Source organism: Coriobacteriia bacterium, from assembly GCA_031292615.1.
Taxonomy (GTDB): Bacteria; Actinomycetota; Coriobacteriia; order Anaerosomatales; family JAAXUF01; genus JARLGT01.
Map to the genome: position 1 here is coordinate 24,302 of JARLGT010000104.1, position 21,421 is coordinate 45,722.

General features: G+C 64.3%; 21 protein-coding genes and 1 tRNA gene. 19 read left to right on the top strand and 3 right to left on the bottom strand.

Annotated features, from left to right (window positions below; translation table 11 throughout):
* Positions 1–197 precede the first annotated feature (197 nt).
* The 10 genes from P4L93_09455 to P4L93_09500 all read left to right on the top strand — a co-directional run bounded on the left by P4L93_09455 (position 198) and on the right by P4L93_09500 (position 9,922).
* Entirely contained in the window at positions 198–881 is a 684-nt protein-coding gene (locus P4L93_09455; protein MDR3687167.1) for a cytochrome c maturation protein CcmE, read from the top strand.
* Positions 882–963: 82 nt separating this feature from the next.
* On the top strand, positions 964–3,108 hold the full coding sequence (gene ccsA / locus P4L93_09460) for a cytochrome c biogenesis protein CcsA (GenBank protein MDR3687168.1): 2,145 nt from the start codon (positions 964–966) through the stop codon (positions 3,106–3,108).
* 3 nt (positions 3,109–3,111) lie between these two features.
* Entirely contained in the window at positions 3,112–3,843 is a 732-nt protein-coding gene (locus P4L93_09465; GenBank protein MDR3687169.1) for an ABC transporter ATP-binding protein, read from the top strand.
* Between the two features lie 17 nt (positions 3,844–3,860).
* Positions 3,861–4,547, top strand: coding sequence for a heme exporter protein CcmB (locus P4L93_09470; GenBank protein ID MDR3687170.1), 687 nt, complete (start codon positions 3,861–3,863; stop codon positions 4,545–4,547).
* A 29-nt stretch (positions 4,548–4,576) separates the two neighbouring features.
* On the top strand, positions 4,577–5,329 hold the full coding sequence (gene ccsA / locus P4L93_09475) for a cytochrome c biogenesis protein CcsA (protein MDR3687171.1): 753 nt from the start codon (positions 4,577–4,579) through the stop codon (positions 5,327–5,329).
* A gap of 43 nt (positions 5,330–5,372) precedes the next feature.
* The gene (locus tag P4L93_09480) at positions 5,373–5,564 is read left to right on the top strand and encodes a CcmD family protein (protein MDR3687172.1); all 192 of its coding nucleotides are present in this window, start codon (positions 5,373–5,375) and stop codon (positions 5,562–5,564) included.
* Between the two features lie 119 nt (positions 5,565–5,683).
* Entirely contained in the window at positions 5,684–6,529 is an 846-nt protein-coding gene (ccsA, locus tag P4L93_09485; protein MDR3687173.1) for a cytochrome c biogenesis protein CcsA, read from the top strand.
* A 232-nt stretch (positions 6,530–6,761) separates the two neighbouring features.
* Entirely contained in the window at positions 6,762–8,108 is a 1,347-nt protein-coding gene (gene hemA, locus P4L93_09490; GenBank protein MDR3687174.1) for a glutamyl-tRNA reductase, read from the top strand.
* Positions 8,109–8,129: 21 nt separating this feature from the next.
* Complete coding sequence (gene hemC / locus P4L93_09495; GenBank protein MDR3687175.1) at positions 8,130–9,086, top strand: hydroxymethylbilane synthase; 957 nt, start codon at positions 8,130–8,132, stop codon at positions 9,084–9,086.
* A gap of 14 nt (positions 9,087–9,100) precedes the next feature.
* A complete protein-coding gene (locus P4L93_09500; protein MDR3687176.1) occupies positions 9,101–9,922 on the top strand; it encodes a uroporphyrinogen-III synthase in 822 nt (273 codons plus the stop codon).
* Positions 9,923–9,978: 56 nt separating this feature from the next.
* Here the strand turns inward: P4L93_09500 and P4L93_09505 are convergent, their stop codons facing one another.
* Together P4L93_09505 and P4L93_09510 are read right to left on the bottom strand one after the other, a co-directional pair.
* Positions 9,979–10,530, bottom strand: a complete 552-nt coding sequence (locus P4L93_09505) for a DUF308 domain-containing protein (GenBank protein ID MDR3687177.1) — start codon at positions 10,528–10,530, stop codon at positions 9,979–9,981.
* Positions 10,531–10,634: 104 nt separating this feature from the next.
* A complete protein-coding gene (locus P4L93_09510; GenBank protein ID MDR3687178.1) occupies positions 10,635–11,270 on the bottom strand; it encodes a helix-turn-helix domain containing protein in 636 nt (211 codons plus the stop codon).
* Between the two features lie 184 nt (positions 11,271–11,454).
* On the opposite strand from P4L93_09510, the gene P4L93_09515 reads away from it, so the two are divergent.
* From P4L93_09515 to P4L93_09535, 5 genes are all read left to right on the top strand, one after another.
* Positions 11,455–11,530: transfer RNA gene (locus P4L93_09515), tRNA-Ala, on the top strand.
* A gap of 118 nt (positions 11,531–11,648) precedes the next feature.
* Positions 11,649–11,837: a hypothetical protein gene (locus P4L93_09520; GenBank protein ID MDR3687179.1), complete on the top strand. Its 189-nt coding sequence runs from the start codon at positions 11,649–11,651 to the stop codon at positions 11,835–11,837.
* A gap of 11 nt (positions 11,838–11,848) precedes the next feature.
* Positions 11,849–12,829 (top strand): porphobilinogen synthase, encoded by a 981-nt coding sequence (gene hemB, locus P4L93_09525; GenBank protein MDR3687180.1) that lies wholly within the window; start codon positions 11,849–11,851, stop codon positions 12,827–12,829.
* A gap of 167 nt (positions 12,830–12,996) precedes the next feature.
* A complete protein-coding gene (locus tag P4L93_09530; GenBank protein MDR3687181.1) occupies positions 12,997–14,454 on the top strand; it encodes a radical SAM protein in 1,458 nt (485 codons plus the stop codon).
* Between the two features lie 137 nt (positions 14,455–14,591).
* Entirely contained in the window at positions 14,592–14,996 is a 405-nt protein-coding gene (locus P4L93_09535) for an Lrp/AsnC family transcriptional regulator (protein ID MDR3687182.1), read from the top strand.
* 74 nt (positions 14,997–15,070) lie between these two features.
* Here P4L93_09535 and P4L93_09540 read toward each other — a convergent pair whose 3' ends face one another.
* Positions 15,071–16,060 (bottom strand): glycosyltransferase family 2 protein, encoded by a 990-nt coding sequence (locus P4L93_09540; GenBank protein MDR3687183.1) that lies wholly within the window; start codon positions 16,058–16,060, stop codon positions 15,071–15,073.
* A gap of 136 nt (positions 16,061–16,196) precedes the next feature.
* Here P4L93_09540 and P4L93_09545 point away from each other — a divergent pair, with 136 nt between their 5' ends.
* The 4 genes from P4L93_09545 to P4L93_09560 form a co-directional block, all read left to right on the top strand.
* Complete coding sequence (locus tag P4L93_09545) at positions 16,197–17,750, top strand: hypothetical protein (protein MDR3687184.1); 1,554 nt, start codon at positions 16,197–16,199, stop codon at positions 17,748–17,750.
* A 69-nt stretch (positions 17,751–17,819) separates the two neighbouring features.
* On the top strand, positions 17,820–19,103 hold the full coding sequence (gene hemL / locus P4L93_09550) for a glutamate-1-semialdehyde 2,1-aminomutase (GenBank protein MDR3687185.1): 1,284 nt from the start codon (positions 17,820–17,822) through the stop codon (positions 19,101–19,103).
* A gap of 9 nt (positions 19,104–19,112) precedes the next feature.
* The gene (galU, locus tag P4L93_09555; GenBank protein MDR3687186.1) at positions 19,113–19,985 is read left to right on the top strand and encodes a UTP--glucose-1-phosphate uridylyltransferase GalU; all 873 of its coding nucleotides are present in this window, start codon (positions 19,113–19,115) and stop codon (positions 19,983–19,985) included.
* Positions 19,986–20,092: 107 nt separating this feature from the next.
* Positions 20,093–21,421: mannose-1-phosphate guanylyltransferase/mannose-6-phosphate isomerase (locus P4L93_09560; GenBank protein MDR3687187.1), on the top strand; the 1,329-nt coding region annotated here is incomplete at its 3' end.

Here is a 21,421-nt window from a genome sequence, read left to right on the forward strand (position 1 = left end):
TTTGCTCTTAAACCGACCTGAAACCGCGGCCCGTTTTGCGCCACTCTCAACTGGCGCCCCCGTGCTCGCGGTGCTAGTATCCATCTGTTCAGGCAGGCGGCAGGCAAAGGGTGCGTTTTCGTGCGCGTCGGTTCTCGGCGCCCTTCCTCCGACGGTGCTTCGCAGCCCTTTGGGCTGCTGTGAAGGAGTGATTGTTCGTGAACAAGCGTGCTCGGATGCGCCTCATCGGGGTGACCGCGATCATCCTGATTGTGATTGCGGTTCTCGTTGTTACCCTCGGGAACAAGCAGTCGGCGGTGTCTAGCACCATCGCCCAGGTGAAGAGCGATGCCAAGAACGGCGGCCGCGTGAAGGTGGAAGGTGCCGTAGTCGCCGGTTCGTGGAACAAGCAGTCGAACCCCATGAAGTTCACCATCAAGCAGGAGAGCGACACCGCGGGTACTGGCCCCACGCTCAAGGTCGTCTACACCGGCACCGCCCCCAACACCTTCGGCGATGGCGTCGTCGCGGTCGTCACCGGCACGCTGGATGGCAATGGCGTCGTCCAGGCGAACGAGATGATCACCAAGTGCCCGTCGAAATACAGCTCGGCGGTTGGCGCGATTCCGGTCGGCGAGCTGAACAAAGGCACGTCGATGGCCGGCAAGCCCAATCTGCAGGTAAGCGGCTACGTCAAGCCCGGTTCGCTCGGCTCGGCCACCGCGGCCCAGCGTTTCTTCCTAGCTTCGAAGGCCGACGGCAGCGACCCGGCCGTCGCCGTCAAGTTCACCGGTGGCCTGCCTGACACCGTCAAGGATGGCGCGCAGGTCGTGGTTACGGGTACTCTCGGCACGGACAACGTTTTCACTGCGACCTCGGTGGCGCTGGCTCAAGGTCAGTAGCACCCTATGTAACTGAACGCGCCGTGCCCGGCACATCCGGGTACGGCGCTGACATGAACTCTCTACGGACGGAGTCGATAGGATGGTTACATTCGGGCTGGTGACTCTGTGGCTTGCGTTTGCGGCTGCGGTTATCTCGATCGGTGCCCTGCTCTTTGGGCATCTTGCCGGCCCCAAAGCCGGTGAGGGTCTTACCAACTTCGGGTACCTCGCGACCTTCGCCGCAACCGGAGCGCTGACGATCTCCATCCTCGTCATGGCGCTTGCGTTCTTCCGGCACGACTACACCTTCATGTACGTCGCGCAGAATCACAGCAGCGACGTCTCCAGCCTCGCATGGCTCTACACGCTGTCCGGTGTGTGGGCAGGCCGCGAGGGTTCGTTCTTGCTGTGGGCGTGGTTCGTCTCGTTGTACGCATCGTTCGTAGCTTGGAAGCGCATCGAGATCACCGACCCACTCTCGAACATGGGCGTGCTGGTAACCAACGTCGTGCTCGCGCTCTTTACGGCCGCGATGCTTTTCTCGGACTCCAACGCGCCGTTTAAGGTGACGCCGGCCGAATCGATCGACCCTGCGACGCACCAGCTGATCGGCTCGGCGGCAGCGTGGGGCATGAACCCGCTGCTGCAGCACTGGGCGATGATTCTGCACCCGCCGATGCTATTCATCGGCTATGCGGGCATGACGATTCCGTTCGCTTTCGCGATCGCAGCACTCATCGTCAACGATGGTACTCGCGCGTGGGTCGACATCGTCGATCGCATTACGGTCTTCGGCTGGCTGTTCCTAGGTGCGGGCATAGGTTTGGGCGCAATCTGGGCGTACGTCGTGCTCGGATGGGGCGGCTACTGGGGCTGGGACCCGGTGGAGAACGCCTCGCTGCTGCCGTGGCTGACCTGCGTGGGTCTTCTGCATAGCTTCACGGTGTTCAAGCGGCGTGACGGCTTCAAGCGCTGGGCGGTCGTGCTCTCAAGCTCTACGTTCGCGCTTGTTATCCTCGGCACGTTTATCACACGCTCGGGTTTGGTCGACTCGGTGCATGCATTCGAGCCTGACCCGGTTTCGCAGTGGCTGTTCCTCGCGATGATTATCGTCGCCGTTCTCCTGCCCTTGGCGCTGCTGATATGGCGCTGGAAGACCTTTGCTGGCAACGACGAGTTCGAGTCGCTGACCAGCAAGGAAGCGGCCTACTACTTCAACAACGTCATCATGCTTGTCGCTGGTTGGCTCGTCGCCTATCTGACGATCAGCTCTGGGCTGGGCAAGCTTGGACTGGGCTTCTTGCCGCTCGCAGGAAGGTCCGTGCCATCGACCACGTTTGACGCGGTTGCCCGACCGGTCGGCGTGGCCTATCTGGCCATTCTGGCCATCTGCCCGATGTTGTCGTGGCGAAACACCGACTGGCCATCGCTCTGGAAGCGCCTGAGGTGGTCGCTCGCCGGCGCTGCGGTGATCTTCGCGCTCCTCCTCACCGAGTGGTTCGTGACGCTGCGCCCGATCTACGACTTCATGGTCACGCAGACCAGCGACCCCGGTAAGAAGTTCGCAGGCGCTGGACCCGCCTGGTACTACCACGGAGTCGCGATTCTGGGCATGCTAGTGGCTTCAATCCTGATCGCCAACACGATCAGCCTCTTTATCGAGGGTGCCCGCAAGCGCGCCGATGCGCGTGGCGAAGGCTTCGGAGTGGCGCTTTGGTCGCTCATCACCAAGGCTCGCTCGCAGTCGGGCGGCTACATTGCGCACATCGGCATGGGCGTCATCCTGATCGGGCTGATCGGCTCGGCGATGTACGTCCAGGACCAGACGTTCATGGTTCAGGACAAGCCGGGCACGACGTTCCAGATGGCCGACTACACGTTCACCTATCAGGGCGTGGCTGACGCCACGCTGGCTAACGGCAACACGACCTCGAAGATGACGCTCGCTGTCTCTCGCGGTGGGAATCAGCTCGGAACCATCATGCCGGGCATGACCGACTTCACCGCGACGCAGCAGAACCGCTTGGACGCGAAGGTGTACTCGGAGCCGCTACGCGACATCTTCGTGGTGTACCAGGGAAGCTCGGGCTCCACGCTCGTCGTCAACGTCAAGATCAACCCGTTGATCTGGTTCTCATGGGTCGGATTCATGCTGCTGCTTTTCGGGACGGCGCTGGCCGTATGGCCCAAGAGCGGCGCGCGCGAACTCGCGACTGTCAAGCCGCGTCGTGCCAAGGCCGCGTAGCTGATGGCCGAGCCCGTAGCGACACAACTCGCATTGGAGGTCCGGGACCTGTCCCGGACCTTTGGCGCGCGCAAGGCTTTGGACAAAGTCACGTTCGACCTTCCCAAGGGCGCGTTCCTATCGATCTTCGGCCCCAACGGCGCTGGCAAGACAACCATGCTCAAGGTCCTCTCGACGCTGACCAACCCGTCGAGCGGCACCGCCAAAGTCGTTGGGCTCGACGTGGTGCAGGATGCGGTCGAGCTGCGCGAGAAGATCGGCTTCATCAGCCACAACCCTCTGCTCTATCCCGACCTCACCGCCGAGGAGAACCTCGAGTTCTTCGCCGAGCTGTACTGCATCGACAACCCGAAGGAGCGCGTCCGCGAGCTGCTCCTGGCCGTCGAGCTGGATCACCGGCGACTCGACGCCGTGCGTACGTTCTCGCGCGGCATGACGCAGCGACTCTCTATCGCACGTGCTCTGTTGCACCACCCCGACGTGATCTTCCTCGACGAACCGTACTCCGGCCTCGACCCGCACGCGATGGACATCCTCGACTCGCTCATCGCCGCGGTTCGCGCCGAGCACACATTCGTGATGATCAGCCACGACCTGCAGAAGGGTCTGGAGCTGTGCAGCCACGCGCTGATTCTTGCCAAGGGCAAAGTCGTGCTCTTCGACGAGCGCGAAGCGATCGACCCCGATGAGTTCGCGGACACCTACCGAGCGACGGTCGGAATGGGGGTGTCGTAGTGGCTAAGATCTCCGCAATGCGCCAGTTCAAGGCGATTCTGAAGAAGGACATCGTCATGGAGTTGCGGACGAAAGAGATGCTCACGTCCATGGGCCTCTACACACTGCTCACGCTCGTCGTCTACTACGTGGCACTCTCCCAGGCCGGAAACGGCTTCGACGTACGCCTCATCGCCGGCGGCCTACTCTGGCTCGCGTTCCTCTTCACCTCGATGCTCGGGCTGAACCGCTCGCTCGTTCACGAGAAGGACCAAGGCTGCCTTGAAGCGCTGCTGCTCTCACCGCTGGACCGCCCAGTGATCTTCTTCGGCAAGGCGGTAGGCAACCTCATCTTCTTGCTCATCGTCGAGGTGCTGACCATCCCAATCTTCATGCTTATGTTCCTGTCGGGCAGGCCGATCGTCGGCCCGATCTGGGGAATTGCTGTGGCGCTGCTTGTGGGCGCCGTGGGCATCTCGGGAATCGGCACGCTGCTGGCAACAATGTCGGTGAACACGACGGGCAAGGACTTCATCTTGGCCGTGCTCTTCATCCCGATCATGTTCCCGTTGCTGTATGCAGCGGTGGCCGCCACGTCGGCCATTATCATCGGGAATCCGGGCTACATGAGCCTGTTCTGGACGGCGATGGCTATCGGTGCCGCGTACGATGTCATAATGCTTGTGGCCGCATACGGTCTCTACGAGTTCATTATCGGTGCATGACAGCTCCGATTACGTCTACAGGAGGAAGCGTGAAACAGCTCAGGACTGCGCTCGTCCTGCTCATCGTGGGAGGAGTTCTCACGACGATCGACCTGTTCTGGGCCTTCTGGCGGTCCACGGTCGTGACATTCGGCACGGCGACGTTCCCCAACGCCGTCACCACGGCCCGGCCGTTGCTCGGCCAGACCGCGCAAGGCTTCATCTACGGGAAGGCCTGGTTCAGCCAGAAGATCTTCTACTTCCACGTGCCCGTCGCCGAGGCTTCGTTCCTCGTGTTCGGCGTGGCGGCCTTCTTCGCCATCCGCTTCCTCATGACGCGCCGCAAGGACTACGACACCAAGTCGCGCATCGCGATGGAGGTCACGCTGCTCTTCGTCATTCTGACGATGATCACGGGCGATCTGTGGACCAAGGCCTCGTGGGGCGTGTGGTGGCAGTGGGAGCCGCGACTCACCACTTACTTCATCATGACGCTGCTGGTCATCGCATACTTCGTGTTGCGCAACTCGGTCGAGGACGAGGAGCGTCGCGCCGTCTACGCTGCGGTGTTCTGCATCATCGCGTTCATCGACGCGCCGATCTCGTTCCTCATCACTCGCCTGATCCCCTCGGATCACCCGGTCGTGTTCACACCGAACGGCCTGGATGCAAGCCAACTCATCCCGTTCATCATCGGGCAGATCGGCATGCTGATGATCGGCTACGCGATCTACACGATGCGCATGAGCGAGGAGCGTCTCCACGAGCGCCTCGATGTTGCCAAGGAATCCCTCGAGGGCTGATCTCAGCTCTCGCGACGTTCGATCGAAGGGAAGGAACCATTCCATGGACCCGACCAATGCCGAGCTTTACAAGCTAGTCCTGCCGGACTTCCCGTACGTGGTTGCTGCGTACGGCGTGCTCTGGATCGCCCTAATCGGCTATGTCAGCCTGGTACTGAGCCGCCTGATGAAGCTCGAGAAGGAGATCCTGGTTGTCGAGGAGTCCTGCGCGCGCCGCGATGGCGGCAAGGCGTAGCACTGACCGGCACCGAATCGTGGCCCGCTCGCCGTACCGCCTTGCGCACGTCGAGCCAAGCAGCTCATTGCTTGCGATAGCATCACGCCAATCGATTCGCTTCTGAGAGGAGGACGATCGTGCTTCTGCAGGCATCGGGCGTACTGTTCTGGTTTTCGCTGGCGCTCTACATCGGGGCGACCGTCCTCTACGCCTACCAGTTCGTGCTCCGACGCTCGAAGGTAGGGTGGTGGGCGCGGTTCTTCACCGGCGCCGGCTTCCTGTGCCAGACAGCTTCGATCGGCACTCGGTCGTGGGCGATGCATACGACCGAGCTGACGGGCGCAAATCAGCTCATGCTCGCCAGTTGGGCGCTCGTACTCCTGTACTTCGTGATGGAGCACGTCATCAAGATCAAGGTCTACGGGACGTTCCTCATCCCGGTCGCCGTTGTCCTGATGGCATCGTCGCAGATCGTCGGCCACATCGCTGGCGGTGCACAGATGGCGCCGTCCGAGGCGGCGCTGCTGAACAACTGGCGTGTCGGCTTCCACGTTGCGCTCATCGTATTCGGCAACGCGGGCTTCGCGTTCGGCGCCGTTTCGGCAGGACTTTATCTGTGGCAGGAGAGTCAGCTCAAGAGTCACAAGTCGAACACGATCACACGCCGGCTGCCTTCGCTTGCCACACTGCAGCTCATTGCCCGCCGAGCGATCGGTTTTGCGTTCCCGGTCTATACGGCGGGGCTCCTACTCGGCATCCTTCGCGCAATCGATGCCGATGTGCCTAACTGGTGGTTCGACCCCCGCATCATGATGTCCGGCGTTGTGTGGGTCACGTTCGCCATCTACCTCTGGGTGGTGTACCGCCGCGGCGTCCCCACCCGTACGTCCTCGTGGGTGGCCGTCGTGGGCTTCGTGTTCGTCGTGATTTTGGCGATCATCGCCCGCACTATTCCCGTGGGCTTCCACGTTTTCGGCCTCTAGCTGGGCATTTCGCGCCGCTCGGCACGAGCCTCGCTACCCCATTTGAGGTCGTGCGTTAAGTAGCGCTAAGGTTTGAAAAGTGCTAGAATTCGGCCGTTCAGGCGTATAGCAGTGGTGCGTGTTCGATAGCGCGATAACATCGCCCTCGCCGGGCCTGCTTGCCTGAACAACACGCACCGCTCCGGCGAGGGCGCTCCTTTGTCCGAAACAGGTAAAGGCGAGCCGCCAAGACATGCATCTCACACTAGTCGGCCTGAGCCATAAGACCGCACCGGTCGATATCCGAGAGAAGCTGACGTTTCCCGCTAACGTCCAGCAATCGGCTCTCTCGGCGCTCACCGCATCGGACGCTGTCGCCGAGGCCGTGATCGTCTCTACCTGTAACCGCACCGAAATCTACGCCGTGACCGCCGAGAACTTCGACGGCCCGGGCGCGATCATCGACTTCATGTGCGACTACCACGACTTGGATCGCCACGAGCTCGTCCGCTACCTCTACATTTCGGAGGGTGAGGCGGTCGTTCGCCACCTCTTCCGCGTGGTAGCGTCGCTCGACTCGATGGTGCTGGGCGAGGCGCAGATCCTCGGCCAGGTCAAAGAGGCCTACGAGCATTCTTTCGAGGGTGGCGGCAGCCAGCGCATCTTCAACAAGCTGTTTCGCCAGAGCTTCGAGGTCGGCAAGCGCGTGCGCACCGAGACTGAGATCGGCGAGAACGCCGTTTCGATCAGCTACGCTGCCGTCGAACTGGCCAAGAAGGTGTTCGACACGCTCGATGGCCGAACGATTCTCGTGGTTGGTGCCGGCAAGATGAGCGAGCTGACCGCCAAGCATCTGGTCTCCCAAGGCGTCAAAGAGGTGCTCGTCGCCAACCGCACCTTCGCCCGCGCCCAGGAATTGGCCGACAAGTTCGAGGGCACGGCGATTCCCTACGAGGATCTGTTCACACGTATGGCCGATGCCGACATCGTGATCTCCTCGACCGCCGCCACCGGCTACGTCATCACGAAGAGCGAGGTCGCCGCCGCCCGCAAGGGACGTCGCCGTGGCCCGCTGTTCCTCATCGACATCGCACTTCCTCGCGACATCGATCCGGCCGTCAACGACCTGGCCGACGTCTACCTCTACAACATCGACGACCTCAACGGTGTGGTCTCGGCGAACCTCGAAGAGCGTATGCACGAGGCCGAGCTCGCTGAAGTGATCATCGCCGAGGAGATGGCGTCCTTCGAGTCGTGGCTCGAGTCGATGGAGGTCGTCCCGACGGTTGCCGCGATTCGCAGCAAGGCCGAGGCGATCCGTCAGGCCGAGCTCGAGAAGGCCATCAAGCGCCTCGGCGGTCTGTCGGAGAAGGAACTTGCGACGGTCGACGCGCTGACCGCGTCCATCGTCAACAAGATGCTCCACGGACCCACCCAACGTCTCAAGCAGGTAGCCTCCGAGAAGGACGGCTACTCCTACGTCGAGACGGCACGCATGCTCTACGGACTCGACAGCAATCCTGAGGGTACGAGCCCTCACCGCCCAATGGGCCTGATCAGGTCGCTCCTCGGGAGGGGAGAGAAGGCCTCGGCTGGCTAGCGAACAAGAGGGAGGATCCAAGTGGCGACAAGCCGCGAGAAGCTTACGATCGGCACCCGGGGCAGCAAGTTGGCCTTGTGGCAATCGGAGTACATCAAAGGGCTGGTGGAAGAGATCACCGGCCTTCCTGTTGAGTTGAAGATCATCAAGACCACCGGCGACAAGATTCTCGACGTCCCGCTGGCCAAGGTAGGCGGTAAGGGCCTGTTCACCAAGGAGCTTGAGGTCGAGCTGATGGCTGGCACAGTCGACCTGTGCGTCCACTCGATGAAGGACGTCCCCACCGAGCTTCCCGAGGGCCTGGGTATCGCGGCAATGCCGCCGCGCGTCGATCCCCGCGATGCGCTGGTGTCCGGCGCCGGCTACTCGCTCGAGTCGCTGCCGAAGGGCGCCAAGGTAGGCACCAGCTCTCTTCGCCGCATCGCGCAGGTCAGGGCGCTTCGTCCCGACGTCGAGATCGTCGATGTGCGCGGCAACCTCGACACCCGCATGCGCAAGGCCGAGACCGGCGAGGTCGACGTGGTCATCCTCGCCAGCGCCGGCATCACGCGCATGGGCTGGGCCGACCGCATCACCGGCTACATCCCCACCGAGCAGATGGTCTCGGCGGTTGGCCAAGGCGCCATCGGCATTGAGATCCGCGAGAGCGACGAGTTCATGACCGACGTCATGGACAAGATCGGCGACGGTCCCACGATGCTGTGCGTCACCGCCGAGCGCGTGGTCATGAACAAGCTCGAGGGCGGCTGCCAGGTACCGATCGGAGCGTATGCGCAGCTCGAGGGCGACACGCTCGTCATGGACGCGGTCGTCGGATCCGTGGCAGGCGACCGAATCCTGCGCGCGCATCTCGAGGGCCCAGCGAGCCAGCCCATCGAGCTGGGCGAGAAGATCGTCGCCGAGCTGCTCGAGTTGGGCGCTGACGCCATCCTCTCCGAGATCCGCGAGGCCAGCGTCGACGGCCTGCTCGAGACGTAGGAGCAGCCGAGAGCGTGACTGTGGAAACCAACGCATCGCACCAACATGGAGCGCCCCTTGCCGGGCGCTCCGTCGTCATCACACGCACGCGCGAGCAGGCTGCCTCTCTCGCCGAGCCCCTCGAAGCGTTTGGCGCCGAAGTGCTCGCGATGCCCGTGCTTGCCGTGGTCGACCCGCCCGACCCTAGCGCCGTTGATGCCGCGATCGCCGAGCTAACCAGCTACGACTGGGTCGTGCTGACGTCGACAAACGCCGTGGACCGCTTCTTCGCTCGGCTGGTGTTTGTGGATAGAGCGGCCGAGGCGCTCTCGCACGTCAAGATCGCGGCGGTGGGTCGAGCGACCGCGGCTCACCTGCGCGTCAAGGACGTCGAGCCCGATCTGGTGCCGGACGATGCGCGTGCTGAGGGGCTCGTGGCGGCGTTTGGATCGCTGGGGGTCGGCGAGGGCTGCCGAGTGCTGGTTCCGCGCGCCCTGAAGGCCCGTGAGGTGTTTCCGGATGCCTTGCGTGCGATGGGTGCCGAGGTCGATGTCGTGCCGGTCTATCAGACCGTGGCGGTCGAGCCCGCACCTGAAGTACTCGAGCGTCTGCGCGCAGGCTCGGTGGACTGCGTCAGCTTCACAAGTGGTGCGATCGCCGAGGCGTTCTTCAGCGCGATTCGCTCGGCAGGAATCGAGCCGGGCGCTCTGATGGCAGGCGTCGCCGTGGCCAGCATCGGGCCCGTCACGACTGAGGCGCTGAAGGCCTTGGGCTACAAGGATGACATTGAGGCCGAAAAGCAGACGATGGCCTCACTCGCTCAGGCCATCGCCGATTACTTCGTTTCGCGCCCCTAGTGCCGGCGCTCGCGCGCCAAGCCTAGCAGCAGTGCGCTCCTGCGGTCGCGCCCGCGCTACGCTTCAATCTTGCGCAGCTGGAACGACATTGCGATGGCCGCGATACCGCCGGCGACCGCGAAGATGCCCCAGACCCACGGCAGCGCGCTCATGAACGTCGTGAAGTTGAACGCGATGACCGCGCCGAAGATGAAGCTCAAGATGCCCAGGATACCCTTGCCCCAGCCCGCGCCCTGGGTCGCCTTGATGATGTCCACGATGCCGATGATCATGCCGTTGATGCCGAGCATCAGTGTAGCCACACCCACGACCACCACGGCGCCTACCAGCGGCGCTCCGATGATGTAGGCGCCGGCCAGCAAGCTGAGCAGGCCGGTGAACAGGCGCCAACCCCAGGCGGTCCGGTCGACGAAGAGCGATCCGATCTCGAAGATGCCCGAGACGAGCCACCACCAGCCGAGGAACAGAACCAGAACGACGGTCGTCTTCGCAGGCATGAAGATGAGCAGCAGCCCGATCGCCAAGACTGCAATTCCTTGGACGAGCGTGAGCCACCACGGCATGAGCTGACCCTTGGTGACCGCGACGTTGGCAGTAGCGTCGGCCATTGTTTACCCCCTCAGTCTCGCGCGTTGCATCAACCAACGCGCATAGCGGCGTGTCTTCGAGACAGATTCCCAAGCGGAACGGTCAGGAAACGCCGGAAGCAGGCTTACTCGGCGGGGCGAGGTCGCGTGTCTGCGAGGCTGAGATTCAAACGAATCAGGCGGTTGAACTCGGAATGGACGTACGTGGGGTCTTCATCCTGCAAGCCCGACTGCGCCAAGAAGAAGTCCTCGGCGATGGCCATGCCGGCGGCCATCGCGGTAACCGCCGAAAGGACGATTCGGATGTCGAAAGGGGCCTGGGCCTCAATCGGCGGAAGCCCCGAACCCACGAGGAGTTTGAGCATCTCATCGGAGTGAGGGAGCTTCAAGTCCTCCGGGCTGATCTCCACACCGTCAAGCGAGGCGCGAACTGCCATGCGCACGTAGCGTCCAGGGGGCAGGGTGGAGTCGAACGTGCCTGCAGTCTGCGAAAGGCCGTGCTCTTGCATCCAGTAGTCCGCAGCTTCTTGCCGCGCGGCTGCGAGAGCTGCTCGGAAGATGTCTTGCTTGCTGCCCATATATCGGTGCACCAAGGCGTGGCTCACGCCGGCGCCTGCGGCGATCTCACGGACGCTTACCTGACTGGGGTTGCGCTTCGAGAACAGCTCGATGGCGGCTTGGATCGTGCTGGCGATAACCTCGTCACGGCCCGTCGGCCGTAGGGCCTGCTCCGAGTTGCCGCTCCCGGTCAATTCGCTCATGCTTCGTGCTCCTTTGCGAGTCGTCTAGATGTGCACGACGGTTATATCTGGTATTGCAGTTGCAGGGCAACTAACGTACCGATTTGCCCGGGGGCATTCCCTCGGCGCCGTTTGACAAAGGAATGTGGGGTGGGCACACTACTGTCTGCTCTGGCGGCGTGTTCGCCGCTCGTGCATCCCTCATGGGGACGTGGCTCAGTTGGGAGAGCGCTGCCTTCGCACGGCAGAGGTCGGGAGTTCGAATCTCCTCGTCTCCACCATCGGGTAGAATGTCAGGGCGGCCGGCGAGAGCGATCTCGTGGCCGCCCTGACTGTTCGCAAGCTCTTGAGAACGTCATCACGCCGCAGCGCACGACGCGCCGTATCAAGGAGGACCAAATGGTTGCATGGATCGAGGCCTACGGGCAGATAATCGCTTTCTTCATCCAGCTCCTGTTCTACATCACGGTTGCCGTCTCGGCAGCCTGGGCCGCCATCACGTTCGCCCGCTACGTCAAGTACATGACCAGCGACGAGATCGTCGTCGAGTCGGCCGACGAGGTCTCGGTCGACGAGTTCGTCGAGTAAGGAGCTCTCAAGTGCAGTTCCCGTCGTATCGCCCCCGTCGTCTGCGCGCCAACGCGACCATCCGCTCGATGGTTCGCGAGACCGCACTGTCTCCAGCCGACCTGATCTATCCGATTTTCGTGAAGCCGGGCACAGGCCTGCGCGACGAGATCAAGTCGATGCCGGGCCAGTACCAGCTCTCGCTTGACATGCTGCCCGCCGAGATCGACGAACTGAGGAGTCTCGGTATCCCCGCTGTCATTCTGTTCGGTTTGCCGTCCACCAAGGATGAGGTGGGTAGCGAGGCCTACGACGAGCACGGAATCGTGCAGGAGGCCATTCGCGCCATCAAGAAGCACGACCCGGAGTTCTACGTGATCACCGACGTGTGCATGTGCGAGTACACGAGCCACGGCCACTGCGGCATCCTCGACGACCGTGGCTGCGTCATCAACGACGTCACGATCGAGCTGCTCGCCAAGGAGGCGGTCACTCACGCCGAGGCCGGCGCGGACATGGTCGCGCCGAGCGACATGATGGACGGTCGCGTCGCCGCCATCCGCGGTGCGCTCGATGCCGAGGGCTACCAGGACATCCCGATCATGGCCTACTCGGTTAAGTACGCCAGCGGCTACTACGGCCCGTTCCGCGACGCCGCGGACAGTGCGCCGACCTTCGGCGATCGCACCGGCTACCAGATGGACCCCGCCAACGCCGAGGAAGGCATTCGCGAAGCCGCACTCGACATCGAGGAGGGCGCCGACATCGTCATGGTCAAGCCGGCGCTTGCCTACATGGACATGATCTACCGCGTGAAGAACGAGTTCGGGTATCCCACCGCCGCATACAACGTGTCGGGGGAGTACGCGATGGTCAAGGCCGCCGCCGCCAACGACTGGATCGACGAGAAGCGCGTCGTGCTCGAGACGCTGGTTGGGTTCAAGCGTGCCGGCGCCGACCTGATTCTGACCTATCACGCCAAAGACGCCGCAAGGTGGCTCGCCGAGAAGTAGTCAGACGCACGCGGACGCGATTCGCATCGGCGGTACCGTACTTGCTGCTTCACGCGGGCGAGCGTGACACGCGGACTGGCCGCGCGTGACGTCGCTACATCGGAACGCATCGTGCGTGCCGGCCGGTCTTGCCTCCGAGCCGACAAGCTTTTTCAAGAGGAGCGTACATGGCTGAGAACGTAGGAGACTCTTCGGCACGTCCCGATCTCGACCTCGAAGGCGAGCTTGAGACGACGCCGATCGACGACGCCGACGCCACCGTCACCGAGCAGGAGATGGCCGACGCCGAGGCCGGCTGCGGCCAGGCAGGCGTCGCCATCCCGATCGCAAGCTCGGGCCATCCGGCTGGCGTCCCCGGCGGTCCCGGCCACCCGGGCGGTCACCCCGGCGGTCATCCGGGTGGGCACCCCGCTGGCGTCCCTGGCGGTCCCGGCGAGACGCAGCGTCACGGTGGCGCTCGCTCAGTGGGTTTCCGCCCCGGCGGCGGTCCCGCTGCGATCGCATACCAGGAGCGCACGGGCATCAAGGCGCCGCGCATCATCGCGTGGGAGATCACCCGCTCGTGCAACCTGAGCTGCGTGCACTGCCGCGCTGCGGCTGAGTTCGGCCACTACGAGGGCGAGCTCACGCTTGACGAGATCAAGGCAACGATCGACGACATCGTCACCATCTCCAACCCGATCATCATCCTCACCGGTGGCGAGCCGCTCATGCGACCCGACATCTGGGAGATCGCCGACTACGCCCACGAGAAGGGCGCAATGCCGGTCATCGGCACCAACGCGACGCTCATCACCGAAGAGATCGCCCAGAAGATGGCGGACCACAAGATTCCGCGCATCAGCGTCTCGATCGACTTCCCCAACGCCGAGGGCCATGACGAGTTCCGCCAGCAGCCCGGTGCGTTCGATGCGAGCATCGAAGGCATCAAGATGGCCAAGCGCCACGGCGTGGGTGTGCAGATCAACATGACCGTCACCACGCGCAACGCGCACCTCGTCGAGGAGATGCACACGCTGGCCGAGTCGCTCGGCATCGATGCGTTCCATATCTTCATGCTCGTCCCGACGGGCCGCGGCTCCGAGATCCTGGCCGAGGAGCTCCCGCCCGAGGAGTACGAGCGCGTCCTGGTATGGGCCTACGAGCGCCAGAAGACCTCGTCGCTGCATTTCAAGCCCACCGATGCGCCGCACTACTACCGCATCATCCGTCAGCTGGCCAAGGCCGAGGGCAAGAAGGTCACGCGCGAGGAGTACGGCTTGGACGCGATGACGCGCGGGTGCCTCGGCGGCATCACGTTCTGCTTCATCAGCCACATCGGCGACATCCAGCCGTGCGGCTACTTCGACATGCAGCTGGGCAACGTCAAAGAGAAGCCGTTCCACGAGATCTGGACCGAGAGCAAGGTCTTCAACGACCTTCGCGACTACTCGCTCCTCAAGGGCAAGTGTGGCGCCTGCGAGTTCAAGGCCGTCTGTGGCGGCTGCCGGGCCCGCGCGCTCGAGGCGACCGGCGACTACCTCGAGGCCGAGCCGTACTGCTCTTACCAGCCGCCCGCGTGGAAGGGCGAGTGTTCCTTGGAGGAGGCCGCCGCCGAGGTCGGCGTCTCGACCAGCGCGGAGTAGCGCTTCGCCGTGAATCGCACGAGCGACGGCCGTCTCGGGAGACCGGGGCGGCCGTCTTTCTTTGGGGCTGCGATAGACTGCGAGGGTCGGCACGACGACGCCACCCTTTGACCGGACATCACAATGGAGGCGGCACAATGAGCGAATTCGATCTCACCCCGCTCGACACGCGGGTCCTCGCGGCTCTACAGAGCGGCTTCCCCGTATCCGAGTCTCCCTACTGCGATCTGGCTGCCGAACTCGGCGCAAGCGAGTCCGATGTCTTGAACAGCGCCGAGAAGCTGCGGGAGACCGGCGCGGTCGCGCGCATCGCGGTGATCTTCTCAGACCCGGACGCATTTGCGTCGGGCGCCTCGGTGGAGGACGCGGACCTCGCGCAGCTCGTTTCGTTCGATCTCCCGTGGAGCGAGCACCCGTTTACCGAGGTCGCGGCGCAACTCGAACTGCGCGGCATATCAATGGAGCCTGCCGAGGTGATCGAGCGCGTCCGAGATTGGCTGCTTGATGGCACCGCGAGCGAGGTTGTCGCGCTGTCGGAGTAGGGCGCCGCGGGCGGCCGTGGCCCGCGGGTCGCTCTTGGCGCGCGACACAGTTCTCGGCGCGAGCGACCGTCCCGCTAGAGCGTGCGGTCGGTCTTGGGCAGCGGCGATACGGCGAAGTGCTCGGCGGTAGGGGGCTCGAAGCCTCGCACGTCGGAGACGAGGTAGAGCGGACGGGCGCGCACCTCGTCGTAGATGCGGCCGATGTACTCGCCCACGACGCCGAGCGTGATGAGCTGCACTCCGCCCACGAAGAGCACCGAGACCATGATCGACGCCCAGCCGGGAACCACGTAGTTCCCGGTGATCTTCATCATCACAGCGTAGAGCGCGTAGACGAACGCCAGCCCGGCCGCACACACGCCCATGAACGTCGCGATGTGCAGAGGGATCGTCGAGAACGAGACGATGCCGTCGGCGGCGAGGCGGAACATCTTACGCAGCGGGTACTTGGTGTCGCCCGCGAAGCGCGCATCGCGGTGGTAGGTAATCGTGGCGCGCTCGAGCCCCATCCAGCCCACGAGCCCGCGCATGTAGCGGCTGCGCTCGCGCATGGCCTTGAGGCCTTCGGTCGCCTTGCGGCTCATCAGGCGGAAGTCGGCGGTGTCGACCGGGATGTCGACGCGCGCGCTGCGACGCAACACGCGATAGTACGCGCTGGCGGTTGCTGTCTTAAACGCACTTTCGCCAGCGCGGGACTCCCGCACAGCAAAAACGATGTCGGCGCCGTCGCGCCACAGCTGCACCATCTGCAAGATGAGCTCAGGCGGATCCTGCAGGTCGGCGTCGATCACGCTGACGGTGTCTCCGGCTGCGAGGTCGATGCCGGCGGTGGTGGCCGTCTGGTGGCCGAAGTTGCGCGCGAAGCGCACCACCTTGACGTGCCGGTCGCTTGCCGCGATTGCCGAAACGATCTCGAAGGTGCGGTCCTTGCTGCCGTCGTCGACCACGATGATCTCGTAGTCTGGAAGCGCCGAGAACGCCGCCGTCGCGCGTCGGATGAACTCCTCGGCGACGGACTCCTCGTTGTACATCGGCACCACGATCGAGTGCAGTTCCGTGCCCACGGGGCTCCTTGTTGGGTTGGAATCGGCGCAGCTGAGCGCAGAGCGCGGCAGGTTCGATATCCCCCGCCGCGAGTTCGCCGTATTATACCCCTCGTATCGCGGGCGACCTGCGCCTGCTCGATGGAGGGGCATCCACATGGGTCAGGGCGTCACGAGGGCGTTGGATCTGGCTCGCCACGCGGCGCTTGTGGCTATTCTGGCGGCTGGCATCGCGCTCACCATAGGGGTGGGCGGTCCCTGGGGCTGGGTACTGGCAATCGTCGCGGGCGGAGCGTTGACCGCGGCCGTCTGCCGGAACCTGCTCTCGGCTGGCGTCGTGGGGGCCGTGGTGGGCGGGTTTGGCGGGGGATTGGCCGTACTCGGCTTTCGCGCGCCGCGCGCCGTCAACGCGCTTTCGAGCTGGCACGTGGGCTATCCGCAAAGCGAAGTGCACGGCGAGTTTCTCGGGCCACTCATCCGATCCTCGGCGGTCAACGGCCACTGGGGTCGTGCCGACTTCGCCCTCGTGTTGACGGTGATGCTGGGCGTGTCCGTGCTCGCGATGGGCGCGCGCTGGCTCGCGTCACGCACGGCTCCCGACCGCGCCGAGGTTGCGCGCGCCGTGCTCGGCGGCGTTGCTGTCACCGCAATCGCGGTGGCGCTGATCCTGGCGGCGTACTCAAGCCCGTTTCGGCTGCGTTCGACGCACCCTCTTGCAGCCGGCACCTACCGCTACGACGCGGCGATCTACATGAACGCCTACTTCAACCTCCTCAAGGGCATGCCGTACTACCCGGGTTTCGTGAAGGCCGCCTCGGGGGATACCCGCCTCATCGCCGAAAAGGACGTTCGCAACGGCAAGTTCTACGGGTGGGCGTACTCGGCTTCGTTTATCCGGATGCCGTGGACGTTCTACATCTGGCGGGTCTTGGCGCCGGGGGGCGGACTGTTCTACTGGTCGCTGCTGCTGTGCGTCGTGGCCCTGTTCGCGGTGTGGTGGGGACTGTATCCGTCGCTGACGGCCAGAGCTGCCCTCGTGCCACCCGTGCTCTTTCCCCTGCTGCTGATGTGCACTAGCTGGATGAACCTCTTCTTTCCTGACTGGTGGGCGGGATTGGCGATCCTGTTCAGCATCATGCTGCAGATACGCAAGCGCTACGTGTGGGCCGGGGTATTCGCGCTGCTTGCCGGTATCTTCCGAGACGTGGCATTGATCTGGCTCGCCATCTTGCTTCTGTGGGCGATCTATCGCGGTTGGCGCGAAGGCGCGAAATGGTGGCGTTTCGCGGGGCTCTACGCCGCGTTCATGCTCGGCTTCTTCGTCCTCTACTTCGTGCACTTGCGTGCTGGTGCGCCGTTCGTGGCGCCTCAGCCGGGAGCTCCCGACATCAAGGGACGGCTCGCAGCCAGCGCCGCCGACACCTTCGGTACGCGATTCATCGCGCCGGCGGCGTACATGATGGTCCCGTACGGTACGTTCATCGGGAAACGCGCGCTGCCGCTCTTCGCACAACTGCCGGGCTGGTGGCTCGTGCTGCGGCGTAACAAGGGAGCGCTCGTTCCCGTTCTGGCGTTTGCGACGTTCTGGGTCCTCTTCACGGCCACGATCGGGGCGACGAGCAGCTACTGGGGTCAGATGTACACGCCCATCGCGCTCGTGGGATCGGCCGCGCTGTTCGCTTGGGCGGCTCCGGCTCCCGAAACGGTATGATGCTTCAGGCGGCGCAGCCCCACTCGGCGCGCTGCCTGCATCCAAGGAATCTGAACGGAAGGGTCACCCATGCTTCACGATAAGTCATCCGAGCTCTTCGCGTCCGCCCAGAAGTTCATCCCGGGTGGCGTGAACTCACCCGTGCGCGCCTTCAAGTCGGTCGGCATCGATCCGATCTTCTACGCACGCGCCAAAGGTAGCCGCGTGTGGGACGTCGATGACAACGAGTACATCGACTTCGTGGGCTCGTGGGGGCCGATGATCCTCGGCCACACGCCAGACCACGTCATCGCGGCCGTCCAAGAGCAGTTGGCGCGCGGGACCAGCTTCGGCGCTCCGACCGCCATGGAGTTCGAGATGGCGAAGAAGCTCGCCGAGATCGTGCCGTCGATTGAGATGGTTCGTATGGTTTCGAGCGGCACCGAGGCCACCATGAGCGCCATACGCCTGGCGCGCGGCTACACAGACCGCGAGAAGTTCATCAAGTTCGACGGCAACTACCACGGCCACTCCGACGCGCTGCTCGTGGCCGCCGGCAGCGGTCTGCTCACGCTCGGCATCCCGTCGACGCCTGGCGTGACCAAGGGCGCGGCCGCCGACACCATCGTGCTGCCATACAACCAGCTCGCTCCGGTTCGCAAGACGCTCGAGGCTCAGGCCGGCCACGTCGCGGCGATCATCGTCGAGCCGGTCGCCGGCAACATGGGCGTCGTGGCTCCTGCTCCCGGCTTCCTTCAGGGCCTGCGAGATCTGTGCGACGAGTTTGGTGTTGTGCTCATCTTCGACGAGGTCATCACCGGCTTCCGCGTCGCGCTCGGTGGCGCGCAGGAGCTCTACGGCGTTATCCCGGACCTGACAACGATGGGCAAGATCATCGGCGGCGGCTTCCCGGTTGGCGCGTTTGGCGGCAAGCGCGAGATCATGGAGCAGCTCGCTCCGATCGGCCCCGTCTACCAGGCCGGCACGCTTTCGGGCAACCCTGTGGCGATGGTCGCCGGTTTTGCGCTTCTGCAGAAGCTCGAGGAGCCGGGCGTCTACGCCGAGCTCGATCGCCTCGGCGCCAAGCTCGCCGGTGGTCTGTGCAAGGCAGCCCAGGGCGCAGGACACGCGACCTGCTGCAACCGCGTCGGCTCCATGTCGACGATGTTCTTCACCGACGCCGACGTTGTCGACTGGCCCACGGCCTCGACCTCCGATACGTCCAAGTACGCCGCGTACTTCCGCGGCATGCTCGACCGTGGATTCACCATCGCCCCGAGCCAGTTCGAGGCGTGCTTCGTGTCCCTGGCGCACACCGACGCCGACATCGATGCGTTCGTCGATGCCGCCGCCGATGTCCTTGCGACGATCTAGGGAGCGCGGATGAAAGCCATCATTCCCGCGGCAGGTCTCGGCACGCGGTTCTTGCCGGTCACCAAGTCCCAGCCCAAAGAGATGCTTCCGGTGGTCGACAAGCCGGTCATCCAGTACGTGGTCGAAGAGGCGGTCGCCGGCGGAGTCACCGACATCCTGATCGTGACCGGCCGAGGCAAGCGCGCCATCGAGGACCACTTCGACCGCTCGGTCGAGCTCGAAGTTGAGCTCGAGGCCGCGGGCAAGACCAAGGAGCTTGCGACGGTGCAGAGCATCGCCGACATCGCCGAGGTCTTCTACGTGCGCCAGAAGGAGCCTCGTGGTCTGGGCCACGCCGTCTTATGCGGTGCTCCGCTCACCGATGACGAGCCTTTCTTCGTGATGCTCGGCGACGAGCTGGTTCCCGGCGGCTCGATCCTGCCGCGCATGCGCGCCGTGCACGAGCGCACCGGGGCAAGCGTCATCGCGGTCGTGCCTGCGCCCGCCGATCAGGTCCACCGCTACGGTGTGATCGCCGGCGAACTGGTTGACGACGGCGTGTGGCGCGTCACCGGTCTGGTCGAGAAGCCGCCGGTGGGCACCGAGCCCAGTAACCTGCGAATCTTCGGCCGCTACCTGCTCACCCCAGCCGTCATGGAGATTCTCGCCGAGACGCCCCCGGGCAAGGGCGGCGAGATCCAGCTCACCGACGCGCTCGTGGCACTGCTCGAGCGCGAGGAGATCTACGCTGTCATCGTCGATCCCGCCGAGGGCTACGACACGGGCAACGTGCTCGCTTGGCTCGAGGCCAACATCAAGCTGGGTCTGGCGAGCGAACAGTACGGGCCTGCGCTTCGCGACAGTCTGTTCGCCCTGATGCATCCGGAGCGCCCAGCCAAGTAGCACCGGCCTCGAACTTCACCACTGGCGGTCCATCGGCACCCTCGGGCGAGGGGATTCGGCTGGTATACTAGCGCGCGCAAGTCCCCGATTCCGACAAGAGGTGAACCGTGCCCCAGCGCATCGACAATCTGTTTGCCACCATCCTCGCGGGAGGTAGCGGCCAGCGCTTCTGGCCCCTGTCTCGCGAGCTCAATCCCAAGCAGCTCCTCTCGATGTTCGGCACGGAGTCGCTCATCGCGCAAGCCGTGCACCGCATCCTCCCGTTCGCCGAGGGCGGCTCGTCGATCGTCGTCTCAACCAACGAGCGTCTCTTCGACGAGTTGCGCAACCACCTGACGGCCCAGCCCGATCCCGAGCTGCACGCGGTGCGCTACATCCAGGAGCCGATTCCCAAGAACACGGCGCCGGCCATCGCACTTGCCGCGGCTACCTTCATCGCCGAGAACCCCGACGCGATCATGGTCGTGCTGCCCAGCGACCACCTTCTCGAGGACGGCACCGTGTGGTCCGACGTGATCAGCGCGGCCGCCAAGGTCGCTGCAGACGGTTACTTGGTGACGATCGGCATCACGCCCAGCCGTCCCGAGACCGGCTACGGCTACATTCGCGCTGGCGAGTTGCTGCCGGCGTTTGCCGTGGGCAGCGCCACTCCGCACGTCGCCGCCCAGTTCATCGAGAAGCCCGACGCTGCGCGCGCCGAGGAGTTCGTCGCCAGCGGGGAGTACTTCTGGAACGCCGGCATCTTCGTGATGAAGGCCTCGCAAGTGCTCGCCGAGCTCGACGCTGCGGGTGGCGCCGAGGCGGCGATCGCCGACACCGCGCGGTGGATCGCCGCACAGCCCCTCGCCAATCGCAACGGCGCCGAGGCACGCGAGCGGTTCTCGGCACTGGAGTCGATCTCGATCGACAACGCCGTCATGGAGCGCAGCTCGCGCGTCGCCGTGATCCCGGCGCCGCTGCGCTGGAGCGACGTGGGCTCGCTGCTCGCGCTTGAGGACGTGGCCGAGGCGGACGCCGACGGCAACGTGCGGGTTGGCCGCGGGGTCGACATCGACAGCCACAACACCATCGTCTACTCGGGCGATCGCCTGGTTGCCACGCTGGGCGTTGACGATCTCGTTGTCGTGGACACGACCGACGCCACCCTCGTGCTGCCCAAGAGCCGCGCGCAGGACGTGCGCATGATCGTCGACGCGCTCAAGGCCGTGGGCGCTCCTGAGGTCACGCAGCCCAAGGTGAGCCTACGGCCGTGGGGTACGTGGCAAAGCCTGCTACAGAGCCCGCACTACCAGATCAAGCTGATCGAAGTGAAGCCGGGCTGTCGTCTGAGCCTGCAGATGCACCATCACCGCAGCGAGCACTGGATCGTGGTCAGCGGCAGCGCCATCGTCACGCGCGATGAGGAGCGCATCCCCGTGCAGGCTAACGAAGGCATC